Raw genomic sequence first — 15233 nt, 5'->3', positions numbered from 1 at the left:
CACTTCTTAATAATTTTCTTGATTATAGCGATATCCTATTTAGATTAATACTACTTTCAACATAATAGTAAATTATTTAGCTAGAATTCGTTTTCAAAACAATTTAACAACTATTAGGAAACTTTTTGAACTTAAAACTAATATCAATGGCTTTTTATGCTACTTATCTTACAAATAAATTTGGCTTTTTACTAAAAAATGAGAAAAATAAAAATAAAAAAATGCTTCTTAGAGAAGAGTATGCTAAGACTTTATTAAAAAAATTAAAATTAAATGTAAATGTAATAAATAAAGAAAAACTTCCAATAGATGGGAAATATCTATTAATTTCAAACCATAGAAGTATTATTGATCCTTTGATAATAGAAACTGCATTAAAAGACACAAAAATTAGAGGTTTTTGGATTGCTAAAAAAGAGTTATATAACTCTTTCTTTTTTGGAATGTTTACAAGAAACGCAGGCTCAATTCTTCTAGATAGAGAAGCTAAGAACATGGCGCCATTTTTTAAAGATATTAAAGAAGTGGTAAAAGATGAAAACTCTATTTATATTTTCCCTGAAGGTACTAGAAATAAACAGAATACTCCATTATCAAGTTTTAAAGAGGGAGCTAGAATTATTGCTTTAAAAAATAGACTTCCTATTTTACCTGTTTATATAAAGACAAATGCAAATGAAGTTTTAAAAGAAGCTATAAATAGTAGAACAAAAGAACTTACTATAGATATAGAAATAGGCGAGTTAATAGACTATAAAGATAAAACTTCATTAGAAGAAAATTATAGAAAAATATTTGATTTATAAGTTTGTAAAAGTAATTAAAACTTTTGCAACTATATGAACTTCATCTTCTTTATATACTAAATGTGAAAAATCAGGATTAATAGAATAAAAGTTTTTATTCTTTAAACTATATTTTTTTACCCACATTTTATTTCCATAATAAAGTAAATAAATTTTTTCATCTTCTAACTCTTTATTTGACAAATCTGCAACTATTACTGCTTTATGATTTATAACAGGTTGCATGGATTTCCCATCAACTAATAAAGCGAATAAAGATTCTTCTTTAAAACTACTGTTAATTAGATGTTTAGAGAAAACTAAACTTTTCACTTTTTTTTCATCAAATACATCTGTATATTCTAAGTTTATCGTTGACATAGTTTGCCTTTGTTTTTTAAGTTTTTCGATAATTTTTTTACTAAAAAGTAAACATAAGTATATCTATATATTATTTAGATAAAATTCATTTTTAAAAAATATTAATAATTTATTTAAGCGAAGTCAAAAAGGATAATAATGAGTCAAGAAAATATAGAAAAAGCACAAACACCTAGTCAAAAGAAATTAGTTCAAAGTGAAGCTAATGTAAATGTTGCATTTTACATTCACTTAAAGTCATTTGATGATAATACTAGAAAAGAATTAAAACAAAGAATTAAGGAAGTGTTTTTCTTTTCAAAAGGTGTACATTGGAAGTTTGATAGTTTTGGGATTGAAAAACCAGGTTCAAGAGGTACAGATATTTTAGGATATTTTGTTTTTAAAACTTCAAATGTAGAGAAATTAAAAAAGCTATTTTTATCAGAATTTAAAGATTATGAAAATGTATCAAAAATCACTTGTTCTGTTTCAAAATATGAGAAGATTAGTGAGACATTTTTTGAATTAGAATTTTAAAAAATATTAATATTACGTTAATACTTGTATGTTAAAATTTTGACATACAAGGAGTCTATTATGAGTCTCAAAAAAATCACTTCATTATCGATGCTTTTATCGATGCTAGCTATGACTTACACTGGTATAATTCTTTTCCTAAGTCCTCATGGACGTATTGCAAATTGGGCAAACTGGGAATTATTAGGATTATCAAAAGACCAATATGCACAACTACATTCTACTTTTATGGTTATTTTTATAATTGGTGGTATTTTACATGTATATTATAATTTTAAACCAATGATTAGTTATCTCAAAAACAAATCAAAAGAGTTTGTATTTTTTACAAAAGATATGTTAGTTGCAAGTATTTTATTTATTCTTTTTATAGTAGGAACACTTTTTGAAATAACACCTTTTTCTAATTTTCTTAATTTTGGAGATGACTTTAAATCTTCATGGGAAAAAGATTATGGAACTGCCCCATATTCACATGCTGAATTGTCCTCATTAAAAAGTTTTGCAAAAAAACTATCTTATGATTTAGAAAAAGTAAAAGAGATATTAAATAGTAATAATATAAAGTTCAAAGAGGAACAAAGTTTATCTTCAATTGGAAAAGTAAATGCCTTAAGCCCAAACTTTATATATAAATTACTACAAAAAAATCTTCAAAAAGAAGGAGATAAATCTATTCCTCTAACAGGACTTGGTAAAAAAACTATTAAAGATATTGCAAGTACATTAAATATGACGAGTGAAGAGTTTATCGTAAAATTAAAAACCATAGGTTTAGATGCAAAAGCTGATGATAAATTTAAAGAAATATCAGAAGAGAATGACTTAAGTCCTATAGATGTACTAAAAAAACTGGGTTTTAAATAGTAAAGTTATATCTTTTATTCTCTATACATACGCATGATTAGAAATGCTAAAAAAGAGATAATTGAAATACTAAGAGCAATTGGAAAAAATGTTTGACTATCAAAGGATAGTGCTATTGATGAGATAATTGCTCCTAGTCCAAATTGTAAAACTCCAACTACTCCTGAAGCAACACCTGCATTATTTGGAAAATGTTCTAAAGTTAAAGCCATACAATTCCCAAAAATAAAAGCCATCATGCTCATATACGAAGCTATTAATATTACGATTAAAACTATACTAATATTCTCATAATTTAGAAAAAATAAAACTCCTGCAAAAACTTGTACTAAAAGAGCAACTTTTACAAGGTCTTCAGGTTTTGAACTTTTAAGTAAATATACATTTACTTTAATCATAATGATTAATATAAGAAAATTTATTCCAAAAAAGAATGGAAAATAATCTGTAGAAATTTTAAAGTGTTCTATATAAATAAAAGATGACTTTGCAATAATTATAAAAAATCCACCAAAACTAAAACCTAAAGTTAACATCGCTTTTAGTGCATTTTTATGGCTTAGAACTAATTTGAAAGATTCTAATATATTTTGCTTATTATATGTATAACTCTCATCTAAATCTTTATAGACAAAGAAAGCTACAATTAAAGCATATATTGTTAAAAACACAAAAACAGCTTCCCAAGTAAAATAATGAATTATAAATGCACCAATAGCAGGTGCTAAAAGAGGCGCTAAACTTCGTACCATTCCAATAAGAGAGAAAACTTTAGCAGCTTCTGCTCCATGAAATCTATCTCTTACTGCAGCTGCTGCATTTACAACAACAATACCCCCAAAGAAAGCTTCAATAAATCTATATATCCATAATTCATAAATACTTGAACTAAAAATAATTGCAAAACTAAATAAGGCATAACCTAAAAGACCAAATACAGAACTCATTTTTCTTCCATATTTATCTGAAAGTGGTCCTCCAAATACTTGACCAATTGAAAAACCAATTAGAAAAATAGATAAAGAAAGTTCAATCTTATGAATACTTACATCAAAAGATTTTGCAATATCAGGAATTGAAGGTAAATAAGTATCTACTCCCATAGGTGCAACCGAAGATAGAACTGATAATAGAATAATAAGATAAATATGATTTATTGGTTTTTTCATCTATTTAATTTACAATTTTTAAAATATCCAAAGGATGTTTTACTAAAAAATCTGCTCCATTACTTAATAATTCTTCTTCATCTCTAAAGCCCCATAATACCCCAATTGCATTCATCTTTGCATTTTTTGCTGTTTGCATATCTACCATCGTATCACCAACAAAGTAAACATCTTCACAAGCTACTTTAAATCTTTTTGCAATATTTATTGCAGCTATTGGGTCTGGCTTCTTAGGTACTTCTTCTTTTTGTCCATGGACTTCTTTTATATCATATTTTGAAAATAGATTTTTTGTATAAGCTAGTGTAAACTCATGTGGTTTATTTGATAAAATACCTATTTTAAAATCTAACTTTTTTAACTCATCTAAAAGTTCATAAATTCCCTCATAAGGCAAGGTTTTTTTATGAAGCTTTTGGTCATAAACTACTTTAAATCTTGCAGTTACTTCATCTTTTATCTCTTGAGAAGTTTCTTTATTAAGAGCATTATCAACAAGAACGCTAATTCCTCCACCTACAAAATATTTGTAATCTTCTATTTTATGATAGGGAAGATTTAACTCTTTTAAAACTTGATTCATACACACAGCAATATCTTCTAGTGAATCTATTAGTGTTCCATCAAGGTCAAATATTACTGCTTTTTGTTTCATAATAATCCTTTGAGCGCATTTTAATATATTCATAAATGCTTGTCAAATGGGTAATAATTAATATTATTTATTTTATAATAGAAAAGATAAAGGAATAAGATATGAAAATTTTACTTTCAATATTACTAGTTACAAGTTTTTTAAGTGCAAATGATTTTGAAAAGGGCTTTAGTAAATTGAGTACAGAACAAATGGCTGAAGTACTTGCACAAATGATAGGGAAGCAGTTACCAAGAAGATTAGATGAAATTACAGTTGCAAAAGAGACTTTTTTTGATGGAAAAATTTATGGTATGAAAAAGTATTTAATTCCTGAAAATAAACAAGTTGCAAAGGATTTTAAACCTTATTTAGTTTCAAAATTATATGAAAAACAGAGTTTTTATGAGTTTATGAAAAGAAGTGAAGTTTCAAATATGTGTAAATCAAACTTAATAAGAATGTTTTTAAATAATAAAGGACAAGTAAAAGTAGATTATTATAATCAAGAAGAGGAAAATATTTTATTTATTTTACTTAATAAAAAAGATTGCAAGTAATGCTACCAACCTCCACTTGCACCTCCTCCTCCAAAACTACCACCGCCACCTGAAAAGCCTCCACCGCCTGAAGAGCTAAAACCACCGCCTCCAAAACCACCACTATATCCTGAACCATAAGTTGAAGATGTATTTTTAGAAGCTCTTTTAATTTTATCAAAATCAACTTTTTTCATACTCAAAAATGAGATTATAAAAATAGTAATAAAAGCTATAAGAGAAATAGCTATATTAGATGATGTAAACTCAGTACTAAATGCATAAATAAAAAAACTAAAGAATGAACTAAATAGTGAGGATTGACTTGTCTTATAAAGTATTTTATGACGTAACTTTTTTGAAATATTTGTAAATACCATAGAAACAAATATAATCATAAAGAAAAAAATAGGAAAAAGTTCACTTGTAGAACTATTATTTTCTACTTTTTTATTTTGAATATACTCACCTTTAATGGCTGATATTATGTTATTTGTAGCTTCTTGAATACCTTGATAATATTGATTTTGCCTAAATTTAGGTTTTAGTGTATATTCAATAATCTCATGGGATATTTTATCAGTTAATGCACCCTCTAATCCATATCCAACTTCAATACGTAGTTTTTTATCATTTAAAGATATTACTAATAAAACGCCATTATTTTTATCTTTTTGACCTATTTGCCAATATCTTCCTAGTTGATATGAATACTCAGCTATTTCATAACCTTCAAGAGAGTTTAGAGTAACGAGAACTATTTGATTTGATGTTTCTTCTTCATGAGCTTTTAGCGTTGATTGTAGTGTCTCTTTTTGACTTTGTGTTAAAAGGTTTGCTCTATCTACAACTTGACCTGTAAGCTTTGGAAAAGAAGCTGTAATATCAGCAAAGCAAAAGCTAGAAAATAAAAGAAAAGTTAATAGTATCTTTTTCATAATTTAGCCTAACTCAATTACATCATTAGCTAATTCATTTTCATCATTTACTTGTATAGGAAATTCTTTAATTAACTTTTCACTACAAGCTTGAATAGCTTTTAAGTAACCTTTTGAGAGTTGATTGTTTTTTACATCAAGGATAAATGCATCAACAATCTCTTGAAAATACTCATTTGAAATTTTACTACTAATTGTTTCATCAGCAATTATTTCAACATATTTTTCATCTAAACTTACAAAAAACATTAAAGCTTGATTTGTTTTAGTTCTATTTAATCCAAGGTTTGAAAACTGCTTATTTGCATACTCTTTTGCAATACTGTATTTATAAGCTTTTGGAAGTATTAGCATAATGATATTATCAAACTTTTCAAATAGTAGATATAACAAAATAAAAACAAATAGTTGTATTTGAAGAAGTATAAAAGAAGAAATTTCTGTAAAAAATACAAATATTATAGATAACAAAGCAAGAAAAGAGATAGAAAGAAGTGAAGATATATACTTATAACTTGCACTTCTTTTTGTAACTACTGCTACTAGTTCAGCTGAGCTTTGTAGTTCTAGTTTTTCTATCTCTTTTGATATCTCTTGCTTTTGCTTATCGTTTAAATACATATTAAAATGATACTTTTGGAGCTTCTTGTTCAGCCGCACTTGCTTTAAATGTTTCTTTTACTTTTGCACTTGGATGTACAATAGCAGCCACAAGTTTACCTGGCATTGTTCTTAACTCAATGTTATAGTTTTTAACAGAAGTAATAAAATCTTTTCTAGCAACTGTGATTCTATTTTCAGTACCCTCAAGTTGTGATTGTAAAGCCATAAAGTTTTATTTGCTTTTAAATCAGGGTATTTTTCAACAACTAACATAAGTTTTGATAAAGCACTAGATAGTCCTGCTTGTGCTTGAGAAAATTGTGCCATCATTGTAGGATTATTTAAAGTATCTGCATTTACATTAATCTGTGAAACTTTACTTCTAGCTTCTGTAACTTCTACAAAAGTACTTTTTTCATGTTCTGCATAAGCTTTTACAGTTGAAACTAAGTTAGGAATTAAGTCAGCTCTTCTTTTATATTGGTTTTGTACTTGTGACCATTTTTCTTTTACATCTTCATCTAATTTTGGAACATTGTTGTAGTTTGTAATTATCAAATATGCAAGTGGTAATACAATTACAATGATAAGTAAAATAGCGATTTTTTTCATGCTTAACCTTTTGTTTAATTGTCCCCATATTAGTTAAATTTTGTTTAACATAATATAAATAGTTATTTGGAAAGTTTAGTAGATTAAGTAGTGTTGAAATATAATATTATTTAAAATGAGTTTTATAATAAAAGGAAAATATATGAGTACACTTGATGTAACTTCACCATATAATGAAGAAATTGTAGGAAAGGTAACTTTTAATTCAACACAAGAAGTAAAAACTGCAATAGATTTAGCTCATGAAACATTTGAAAATAATCAAATAGCAAAATACAAAAGAGTGGAAATTTTAGAAAATGTAGTAAAAATTATGAGTTCTCAAATAGAAGAACTTACGCTTCTTTGTGCAAGTGAAGGTGGAAAACCATATATAGATTCTAAAGTTGAAATTCAAAGAGCTATTAATGGCGTTAAGTTAGCAATTGAACACTTAGGTTCTTATGAAGGTAAAGAAGTAGCTATGGGACATACTTTAAGCTCTGCAAATAGAATGGCATATACCTTTAAAGAACCAATTGGTGTAGTTGCTGCTATTTCTGCTTTTAATCATCCTTTTAATTTAGCAGTTCATCAAGTTATACCTGCAATTGCTGTTGGATGCTCCGTGATTATAAAACCAGCGAGTGCAACACCAATGTCAGCAATTAAACTAATAGAGATTTTAGAAGAAGCTGGTTTGCCAAAAGGCTGGGCTCAGACTGTAGTTTGTAGTAAAGAAGATGCGGAACTTTTAGCTTCAAGTTCTAAAATAGATTTTTTAACATTTATAGGCTCTGGAAAAGTTGGTTGGTATTTAAACTCTAAAGTTGCAAATGGTACAAGAGTTGCTTTAGAGCATGGAGGAGTTGCACCTGTTATTGTAGAAGCTGATGCAAATATTGATGAGTTAATTCCTGAGTTATCAAAAGGTGGTTTTTATCATGCAGGTCAAGTTTGTGTCTCAGTTCAAAGAGTATATGTTCATGAATCTATAATCGAAGAGGTAACAAATAAACTTAGTGATTCTGCTTCAAAGTTAATAGTAGGAAATCAATTAGATAAGAAAACCCAAGTAGGACCTTTAATTAATAAAAATGAAGTTAATAGAGTTGAACAGTGGGTAAATGAAGCTATAAAAGAGGGTGCAAAAGTATGTACTGGTGGGAAAAGAATATCTAATACTTGTTATGAACCAACAGTTCTTTTAAATCCTAGTGATAAATCAAAAGTTTCTAAACTAGAAGTCTTTGCTCCTGTTGTTTGTATCTATTCATATTCACATATAGATGAAGCAATTAAAAGAGCAAACTCTTTAGATGTATCATTTCAAGCTGCTGTATTTACAAAAGATTTGGATACTGCATTAATGGCTGTAAAGAACTTAAATGCAACTGCAGTTATGATAAATGACCATACAGCATTTAGAGTTGATTGGATGCCTTTTGGTGGAGCTAAAGAGTCTGGTTTAGGATTAGGAGGAATTATTAACTCTATGGATGAAATGAGTAAAGAAAAACTAATGGTTATAAAATCAAAGGTATTATAATGAGTAAAGAAGAAATTACATGGCAAGACTTTTTTAAAGAAGAAGAATCAAAAGAGTATTATAAAAACTTAATGATAAGTATTGATAATGCATATAATACAACTACAGTTTTTCCTCCTAAAGAGAAGATTTTCAATGCCTTTGATTTAACACCAATATCAAACTTGAAAGTTATACTTTTAGGACAAGACCCATATCATGCAAAAGGACAAGCTCAAGGTTTAGCTTTTTCAACTCCAAGTTCTGTAAAAAATCCACCATCAATGAGAAATATATTAAAAGAGATTGAATCAGACTTAAATAGAAAGTCTATATGTGAAGATGGAGATTTAAACTCATGGGCAAAAGATGGAGTATTATTAATAAATGCAATTTTAACAGTAGAAGAAGCAAAGGCAAAATCTCACCATAAATTAGGATGGGAAAAATTTACAGATAATTTAATAAAGTTTATTTCTTCTAATACTAAAGATATAGTTTTTATATTATGGGGAGCAAGCGCTATAAAAAAAGAGAAGATGATTGATATTAGTAAGCATCACATAATTAAAGGTGTTCATCCAAGTCCCTTATCTTCTTATCGAGGCTTTTTTGGCTGTAAGCATTTTTCAAAAACAAATGATATTCTAAAGCAATTAGGAAAAGCTGAGGTTAAATGGTGAAAAAATAAAGAATTAAGAAAATATATTCTTAATTTTATTTTTCATTTTTGTAAGACTTAGTTTAATTGCAGCATATTTCATTACTTTTGCAATATTTTTCCATCTTGATTTTTCATAACAAGGAGATGGACAAGTTCTACATCTAGGTTTTATATCATGTGGACATTGATCTAAACGTTCAAAAGAGTAATTTATAGCTTCATGGCACTCTTGACAAAGTGATAAGTCAATACTAAACTTTTCATTTTTGTACTCAAGGTTTACAGTTTTTTGAATTTGGTTTTCATGTTTGTCATTACAGTATACTTCAAAAAATCTTTTTAAAGTATTGATTTCTATTTCAAATTTTTCTGTTGTCATAGTGAATAATACCTTTATTTTGATATTTAAGGCAAATATTGTCTTATTTAAATTAGTTTTTAATATTTTTACATAAAATACGTATATAAACATTGATTTTAGTCAATAATAAAAGAGAGTAAATATGGAAATAAATGGATTAGAAGATTATTATTTTTTTAGTTTTTTAAAAAAAGAGGATTTATTAAGATTAAAAGAAATATCAATAAAAAAACGTTATAACAAAAATGAGATACTGTTTTATAAAGGCGATCATCCAAAGTTTTTACACTTATTAATTAAAGGTGTTGTAAAACTTTATACACATGATCATAAAGATAATGAAGTTATTATTCATAATTTAATGGCACCCTCATTAATAGCAGAGATTGCTAACTATGATGAAGCAAAATTTCCAGCAAATTGTGCTTTTGAAACTGATGCAGAAGTTTTATTGATTGATTATGAAAAGTTTAAGTCAGAATTTTTATTGAAACCAGAAATTGCGATGTTCTTTATAAAATCTTTAACAAAAAAAATCAAAGCATTAGAGAGTTTTATTTCATATAATATTAGCTCAAATAGTAGTGAGAAAATTGCTAAGTTCTTATTAGATAATGAATCAATCTTAATAAATTTAAAGCAAGTAAAAATTGCTCAAATCTTAAATATCACTCCTGAGACTTTTTCAAGAAAAATTTCTAAATTAAAAAAAGATGGAATAATACAAAATGAAAAGGGTTATATAAAAATATTAGATCATGAGAATTTAAAATATCTAATACATGATTAAGAAGAAAGCTTAGCTTTCTTTCTTTAATTTATATAATAATCCATAAATATTTGTTTTATGAATTTTATCTATTTGCATAAATATAAATGCAACAACTACAACATTTAAATGTATTAATGCTTCTGCAAATGGAAATGCAATAAAAATTAGACCAACTATTAAAATAAACAAAGGTTTAGCAAATTTAATAAGGCTTTCTGTTTTTATTAATTTTAATTTATACTCATCTTCATTATTTTTGATAAATAGTATATCTTCTTGGCTTAATTCATCGCTAATCTTTAGTTTTTCTAAACCTTTGATTACATCCATATTCTTTTTATATTGCATATATCTGTAAAATAAGACAGCAATTATAATAATAGATGCAAAATTTGAAATTAGTTGTAGTGGTATTTGGTTTAACATTTACTTCCTTTAAATTGTATATTTATAACTCTATAGTATAATTTCAGAAATTACTTTAGGATTTAAAATCTCTGATTCATTTATTATTTATACTCTATTAATTTCTCTATTAATTTCTCTATTTCTAACACTTTATATATGTTATATATTTTTTAGAGAAAAAGATTATCATAATTATACAAAAGATAACCTATTAAACACTCAAAACTCATGGTATTGGCAATGGGATAAAGAAAATGTTCAAACACTTCATAGTAAATGCTCAAAATGCGAAGATTTATTAGTATATGATGAAAATAAATATAATTCAAGAGTATTTTTTTATTGTCCAAGTTGTCAAAGTCAAGAGATGTCAATAAAAGCAAAAGATTATGCTTACTCACAATATTTAATAGAACGTGAAATTAAAAGAAAAGCAAAAGTAGGAAAATACAAAGAAATTAAATAATTCACAATTTCTACATGATTACAAAATAAGATAAAATATTATATTTTAATACAAATTAGATATAATAAATTAAATTATTTACAAGGAAAGAAAATGAAGAAAATTATTGTATTGCTAATGTTAAGTGTTTCATTTATGTTTGCAGCTGTAAACTTACAAACAGCATCTAAAGATGAACTAATGAGTATTAAGGGTATTGGACCAGTTAAAGCTGACCAAATAATCAAGTATAGAAAATCAAATAAGATTAAAAGTGCTGATGATTTAAAAAATATTAAAGGTTTTGGACCTGGTATTATTTCAAATGTTAAAGGAAATAAAACAGTTTCAAAAGCAAAAATGGCTGAAAAAAAGAAGATTTCAAAAGTAGAAGATAAAAGAAAATCTAAAATTTCTAAAGCTAAAAAATCTGGAATTACAAAAGAAGAATTAAAAACTAAAAAGAAAGAGATTAACAAAAAAGCAAAAGCTAAAAAAACAGATGTAAAAACAAAAGCTAAAGCAAAAAAGAAAACTGATAAAAAAGCAAAAAAATCTAAGAAAGCAAAAAAAGCTGAATTAAAAGAATTAGAAAAAGCAAAAAAATAAATCTTTGTAGACATAAGTCTACTTAGGTTTTTTACTCAATTTATGCTAACATTTCCTAAACTATTTTAGGAGTCTTACTTTGAAAATCCCTCCAAATAATGAGTGTCCCTGCGGATCATTAAAAAAATATAAAAAATGTTGTAAAGTATTTCATGATGGAGTAAACCCTAAAACAGCTGAGCAGTTAATGCGGTCTAGATTCACAGCATATATTTTAAATGATGCAAACTATATAATAAAAACCACACATAAAGAAAATCAAGATTATACTTTAAGTACTGAAAGCTGGAAGAAAGATATTACTAACTTTAGTGATTATACAGATTTTATAAAACTAGAAATATTTGAGACAATTGAAGGAAAAGATGAGAGTTTTGTGAAGTTTAGGGCAACTTTAAAACAAGGTAATTTAGATGCTTCTTTCACAGAAAATAGTAGATTTTTAAAAGTTAATAATAAATGGTTCTATGTTGATGGAACTTTTACAGAATAAGGAAAAGAATGAAGATACTATTTTCACCAAGTGAGGCAAAATATAAAGATGGTAATGATGAAAAATTTACTGAAAAAAGTTTTATTTTTCCAGAACTATTTAAATATAGAGAAGAGATGATTAATAAATATCAATCTTTTATAAATAATGCAAGTAATGATGAAATAGCAAAGTTACTAGGTACAAAAAAACAAGATATTATTGATTATTATTCAAGTGATATTTTTAAAAGAAATACTAAAAAAGTCATCCAAAGATATGATGGTGTTGCATATGATTATGTAAAATATGAAGAATTATTAAAGTCAGAAAAGGAATACATAGATAAAAACGTCATAATTTTTTCAAATCTTTTTGGTCCTTTACTAGCTGGAGATATAGGGCTTCCTGATTATAAATTAAAGCAAGGAGAAAAACTTGATAAGCTTGCTGTGGAAGTTTTTTATAAAGAACATTTTACAAAAGCTTTAGATGAGTATTTAAAAGATGATGACATTTTAGATTTACGTGCAGGTTTTTATGAGAAGTTTTATAAATTGAGTAAACCATATACAACTATGAAGTTTATTAAAGACGGAAAGGTTGTGAGTCATTGGGCTAAGGCATATAGAGGTATAATATTAAATAGTGCATCAAAAAATAATATTAAAACAATTGAAGATTTAATGAATCTAGAAGTTAATAATTTAAGTATAAGTGAAATTAAAAAACAGAAGTTAAAAACAGAAATCGTTTATAATATTATTTAAAACATAAGTGTTAAAAGGAAATATTTATGGCAAATATTTTAGCAAAAGTAACAGTTTTATATGTAGAAGCAAACGAAGAATTAAGAAAAGAATTAATAACTATTTTACAGTCGGTATTAAAAAAAGTTTATATATGCACAGATGGTATTGAGGCTTTTTATTTATATGAAAAGAAAAAAGAATCAATTGATTTAGTTCTGGCTAATGTAAATATACCGGGGATAAATGGTGTTGATTTACTAAAAAAAATTAGAGCCATTGATAAAGACTTACCCTTTATGATAAATACTATTCATACTCAAACAGAGCTTTTACTTGAAGCCATTGAGTATGATGTTACAGAATATATACCTAAATCTATTTCCACTAAAGAATTACTTTTAAAAATAGCAAATAGATGTCATGATAGGTTTAGTTATATAAAAGTTGCTATGCAAGAACTAGAAATGACAAGATACCTTGAGGCTTTAAATAAAGTTGCTATAGTTTCTAAGACAGATTTAAGAGGTTATATAACTTACGTAAATGAAATATTTTGTGAAGTTGCACAATATGAAGAGTCAGAACTATTAGGAAAACCTCATAATGTGATTAGGCATCCTGACATGCCAAAAGCTTCTTTTGAAGATATGTGGAAAACAATTCAATCTGGTAATAAATGGCAAGGAAAAGTTAAAAATAAAGCAAAAGATGGAAGCCCTTATTTTGTAAATGCAACAATATTCCCTCAATATGATATAAGAGGAAAAGATATAGTAGGATATATTGCCATAAGATTTTTAACTACTGATGATGAAAATGAAAAAAGGGAATTCAAAAAAAAAGTTATTGTAAACTTACAGGATAGTAGGAAAAAACAATTAGAATTAAGAACTCAAAATAATACTCTTGAATCTGAATTGACACAAGTAAGTGAACAGATAAAAGAGTATGAAAAATATATTATAAATCTACAAACATCATTAAAAGAGTGTGAAGATAAGAATATTATTAAAGAAAGACAATTAAATCATTATGAAATGCAAATGAATAATGTTGATGAAAGTTACTTTGAAAAAATGAAAATGAAAAGAAATGAAGTAAAAGATAGACTTGATAATATGCAAGATTTAAAAAAAGAAAAAGAGCAATTATTACAAAAAAATAAAGAGCTTGATATAGAAATGAATGAACTAAAATCAAGTATTTTAAATTCTAAAGAAAAAGATGAGAGTCAAAGAAAAAGAATTAGAGATTTATCTGATATAGTTAATGATTTAGAAAAGAAATTAAGAGCAGTTGATGATTAAATTAAAAATAAAGAGATAAGAGAAATAAGCGCAAAGATTGCACTAAAAATAAATAAATATTCTCCATATACATAACCTGCAACTAAAGCACCTATAAAACCACCTAATCCATATGCTACACCATACATAAATTGCTGAGCTAATTTTTTATTTTCATAAAGTGTATATAAAAACATAATAACGGCACTATGATATAAACCAAAAGAGAAAGCATGTAAACTTTGAGAAAAGAAAGTCATACTTAATGAATCAGGATATAAATATAATAATAACCATCTAAAAATAGTTATGCTAACACATATTTTTAGAATACTTAAAAGGTTGTTTTTAAAAAGTGGAGCTTGGTAATAAAGCATTAAAATTTCACATACTACACCAAAAGACCAAAGATAAGATGTCATTTCTAAACTTATACCATTTTGTGTTTCATAAATCGTAAAAAAGTTATAGAAACCTCCAAAACTCATTTGCATGAAAAACAAACTTACCCAAAATGGCCAATATTTAAAAAAGGAGAAAGTTTCACTTTGCTCCTCTTTCTTTTTACTTGGAACATCATATTTTAGTAATAATAATGCAAAAATAACTGTTAAAACATTTGTTGCTAAATAATAATGAAGTGCAATTTTTGGCTCACTTAAAAACTTTGCTAATATTAAAGAGATTAACATAAAACCAATAGAACCATAAAGACGTGATTTTCCATATTTATCTTTACCTAGATTTTTAAGTGCTGTAACTTCTAAATAAGGTAGTATTAGTGATAAACAAGCTCCTAGTATTGCATTATTAATCATAAAAGCATAAAAATTGTCAATAGTGATATAAAACATTGAAGAAGTTAAAACTGATAAAAACAAGGCATTTTTAAATACATTTTGATTTAATT

General features: G+C 26.2%; 19 protein-coding genes and 1 pseudogene. 11 read left to right on the top strand and 9 right to left on the bottom strand.

Features of this window, described 5'->3' with window-relative positions:
- Window positions 1–125 precede the first annotated feature (125 nt).
- Entirely contained in the window at window positions 126–806 is a 681-nt protein-coding gene (locus GBG18_RS06920) for a lysophospholipid acyltransferase family protein (protein WP_152189652.1), read from the top strand.
- Here the strand turns inward: GBG18_RS06920 and GBG18_RS06915 are convergent.
- The gene (locus tag GBG18_RS06915) at window positions 801–1166 is read right to left on the bottom strand and encodes a S24 family peptidase (RefSeq protein ID WP_152189650.1); all 366 of its coding nucleotides are present in this window, start codon (window positions 1164–1166) and stop codon (window positions 801–803) included. The two genes, GBG18_RS06920 and GBG18_RS06915, sit on opposite strands and share 6 nt — an antisense overlap.
- A gap of 138 nt (window positions 1167–1304) precedes the next feature.
- Here GBG18_RS06915 and GBG18_RS06910 point away from each other — a divergent pair, with 138 nt between their 5' ends.
- The gene (locus GBG18_RS06910) at window positions 1305–1685 is read left to right on the top strand and encodes a hypothetical protein (protein WP_152189648.1); all 381 of its coding nucleotides are present in this window, start codon (window positions 1305–1307) and stop codon (window positions 1683–1685) included.
- Between the two features lie 60 nt (window positions 1686–1745).
- The gene (locus tag GBG18_RS06905) at window positions 1746–2552 is read left to right on the top strand and encodes a DUF4405 domain-containing protein (RefSeq protein WP_152189647.1); all 807 of its coding nucleotides are present in this window, start codon (window positions 1746–1748) and stop codon (window positions 2550–2552) included.
- A 14-nt stretch (window positions 2553–2566) separates the two neighbouring features.
- On the opposite strand, the gene GBG18_RS06900 is transcribed toward GBG18_RS06905, so the two are convergent.
- Window positions 2567–3721 carry a multidrug effflux MFS transporter gene (locus GBG18_RS06900; RefSeq protein WP_152189645.1) on the bottom strand — a complete coding sequence of 385 codons (1155 nt, stop codon included), beginning with the start codon at window positions 3719–3721 and terminating at the stop codon, window positions 2567–2569.
- Window positions 3722–3725: 4 nt separating this feature from the next.
- Window positions 3726–4376: an HAD family hydrolase gene (locus GBG18_RS06895; protein ID WP_226896384.1), complete on the bottom strand. Its 651-nt coding sequence runs from the start codon at window positions 4374–4376 to the stop codon at window positions 3726–3728.
- 101 nt (window positions 4377–4477) lie between these two features.
- Here GBG18_RS06895 and GBG18_RS06890 point away from each other — a divergent pair, with 101 nt between their 5' ends.
- Window positions 4478–4915 carry a hypothetical protein gene (locus tag GBG18_RS06890; RefSeq protein WP_152189644.1) on the top strand — a complete coding sequence of 146 codons (438 nt, stop codon included), beginning with the start codon at window positions 4478–4480 and terminating at the stop codon, window positions 4913–4915.
- A gap of 2 nt (window positions 4916–4917) precedes the next feature.
- On the opposite strand, the gene GBG18_RS06885 is transcribed toward GBG18_RS06890, so the two are convergent.
- The 3 genes and pseudogenes from GBG18_RS06885 to GBG18_RS06875 form a co-directional block, all read right to left on the bottom strand.
- Window positions 4918–5832 carry a TPM domain-containing protein gene (locus GBG18_RS06885; RefSeq protein ID WP_152189642.1) on the bottom strand — a complete coding sequence of 305 codons (915 nt, stop codon included), beginning with the start codon at window positions 5830–5832 and terminating at the stop codon, window positions 4918–4920.
- A gap of 3 nt (window positions 5833–5835) precedes the next feature.
- Entirely contained in the window at window positions 5836–6453 is a 618-nt protein-coding gene (locus tag GBG18_RS06880) for a TPM domain-containing protein (protein WP_152189640.1), read from the bottom strand.
- Between the two features lies 1 nt (window position 6454).
- Window positions 6455–7047: pseudogene (locus GBG18_RS06875) on the bottom strand (LemA family protein).
- A gap of 142 nt (window positions 7048–7189) precedes the next feature.
- Here GBG18_RS06875 and GBG18_RS06870 point away from each other — a divergent pair.
- Together GBG18_RS06870 and ung are read left to right on the top strand one after the other, a co-directional pair.
- A complete protein-coding gene (locus tag GBG18_RS06870) occupies window positions 7190–8575 on the top strand; it encodes an aldehyde dehydrogenase family protein (RefSeq protein WP_152189638.1) in 1386 nt (461 codons plus the stop codon).
- Between the two features lie 14 nt (window positions 8576–8589).
- Window positions 8590–9237: a uracil-DNA glycosylase gene (gene ung / locus GBG18_RS06865; protein WP_193311089.1), complete on the top strand. Its 648-nt coding sequence runs from the start codon at window positions 8590–8592 to the stop codon at window positions 9235–9237.
- 12 nt (window positions 9238–9249) lie between these two features.
- Here ung and GBG18_RS06860 read toward each other — a convergent pair whose 3' ends face one another.
- A complete protein-coding gene (locus GBG18_RS06860; protein ID WP_152189635.1) occupies window positions 9250–9597 on the bottom strand; it encodes a nitrous oxide-stimulated promoter family protein in 348 nt (115 codons plus the stop codon).
- A 124-nt stretch (window positions 9598–9721) separates the two neighbouring features.
- Between GBG18_RS06860 and GBG18_RS06855 the strand changes: the two genes are divergently transcribed.
- The gene (locus GBG18_RS06855; RefSeq protein WP_152189633.1) at window positions 9722–10369 is read left to right on the top strand and encodes a Crp/Fnr family transcriptional regulator; all 648 of its coding nucleotides are present in this window, start codon (window positions 9722–9724) and stop codon (window positions 10367–10369) included.
- A gap of 9 nt (window positions 10370–10378) precedes the next feature.
- On the opposite strand, the gene GBG18_RS06850 is transcribed toward GBG18_RS06855, so the two are convergent.
- The gene (locus GBG18_RS06850; protein WP_152189631.1) at window positions 10379–10777 is read right to left on the bottom strand and encodes a hypothetical protein; all 399 of its coding nucleotides are present in this window, start codon (window positions 10775–10777) and stop codon (window positions 10379–10381) included.
- Window positions 10778–11318: 541 nt separating this feature from the next.
- Here GBG18_RS06850 and GBG18_RS15650 point away from each other — a divergent pair.
- The 4 genes from GBG18_RS15650 to GBG18_RS06830 all read left to right on the top strand — a co-directional run bounded on the left by GBG18_RS15650 (window position 11319) and on the right by GBG18_RS06830 (window position 14344).
- The gene (locus tag GBG18_RS15650) at window positions 11319–11813 is read left to right on the top strand and encodes a ComEA family DNA-binding protein (protein ID WP_152189629.1); all 495 of its coding nucleotides are present in this window, start codon (window positions 11319–11321) and stop codon (window positions 11811–11813) included.
- 79 nt (window positions 11814–11892) lie between these two features.
- Entirely contained in the window at window positions 11893–12306 is a 414-nt protein-coding gene (locus tag GBG18_RS06840; protein ID WP_152189627.1) for a YchJ family protein, read from the top strand.
- 8 nt (window positions 12307–12314) lie between these two features.
- Complete coding sequence (locus tag GBG18_RS06835; protein WP_152189625.1) at window positions 12315–13055, top strand: YaaA family protein; 741 nt, start codon at window positions 12315–12317, stop codon at window positions 13053–13055.
- Window positions 13056–13081: 26 nt separating this feature from the next.
- The gene (locus GBG18_RS06830) at window positions 13082–14344 is read left to right on the top strand and encodes a response regulator (RefSeq protein ID WP_152189623.1); all 1263 of its coding nucleotides are present in this window, start codon (window positions 13082–13084) and stop codon (window positions 14342–14344) included.
- Here GBG18_RS06830 and GBG18_RS06825 read toward each other — a convergent pair.
- The coding region (locus GBG18_RS06825) for an MFS transporter (protein WP_152189621.1) at window positions 14341–15233 on the bottom strand (893 nt) is incomplete at its 5' end. The two genes, GBG18_RS06830 and GBG18_RS06825, sit on opposite strands and share 4 nt — an antisense overlap.

This window comes from Poseidonibacter ostreae (assembly GCF_009208075.1).
In the GTDB taxonomy this organism is placed as follows: Bacteria; Campylobacterota; Campylobacteria; order Campylobacterales; family Arcobacteraceae; genus Poseidonibacter; species Poseidonibacter ostreae.
The sequence above is the reverse complement of the archived record's forward strand: the minus strand, read 5'-3'. Positions and strand labels throughout refer to the sequence as shown.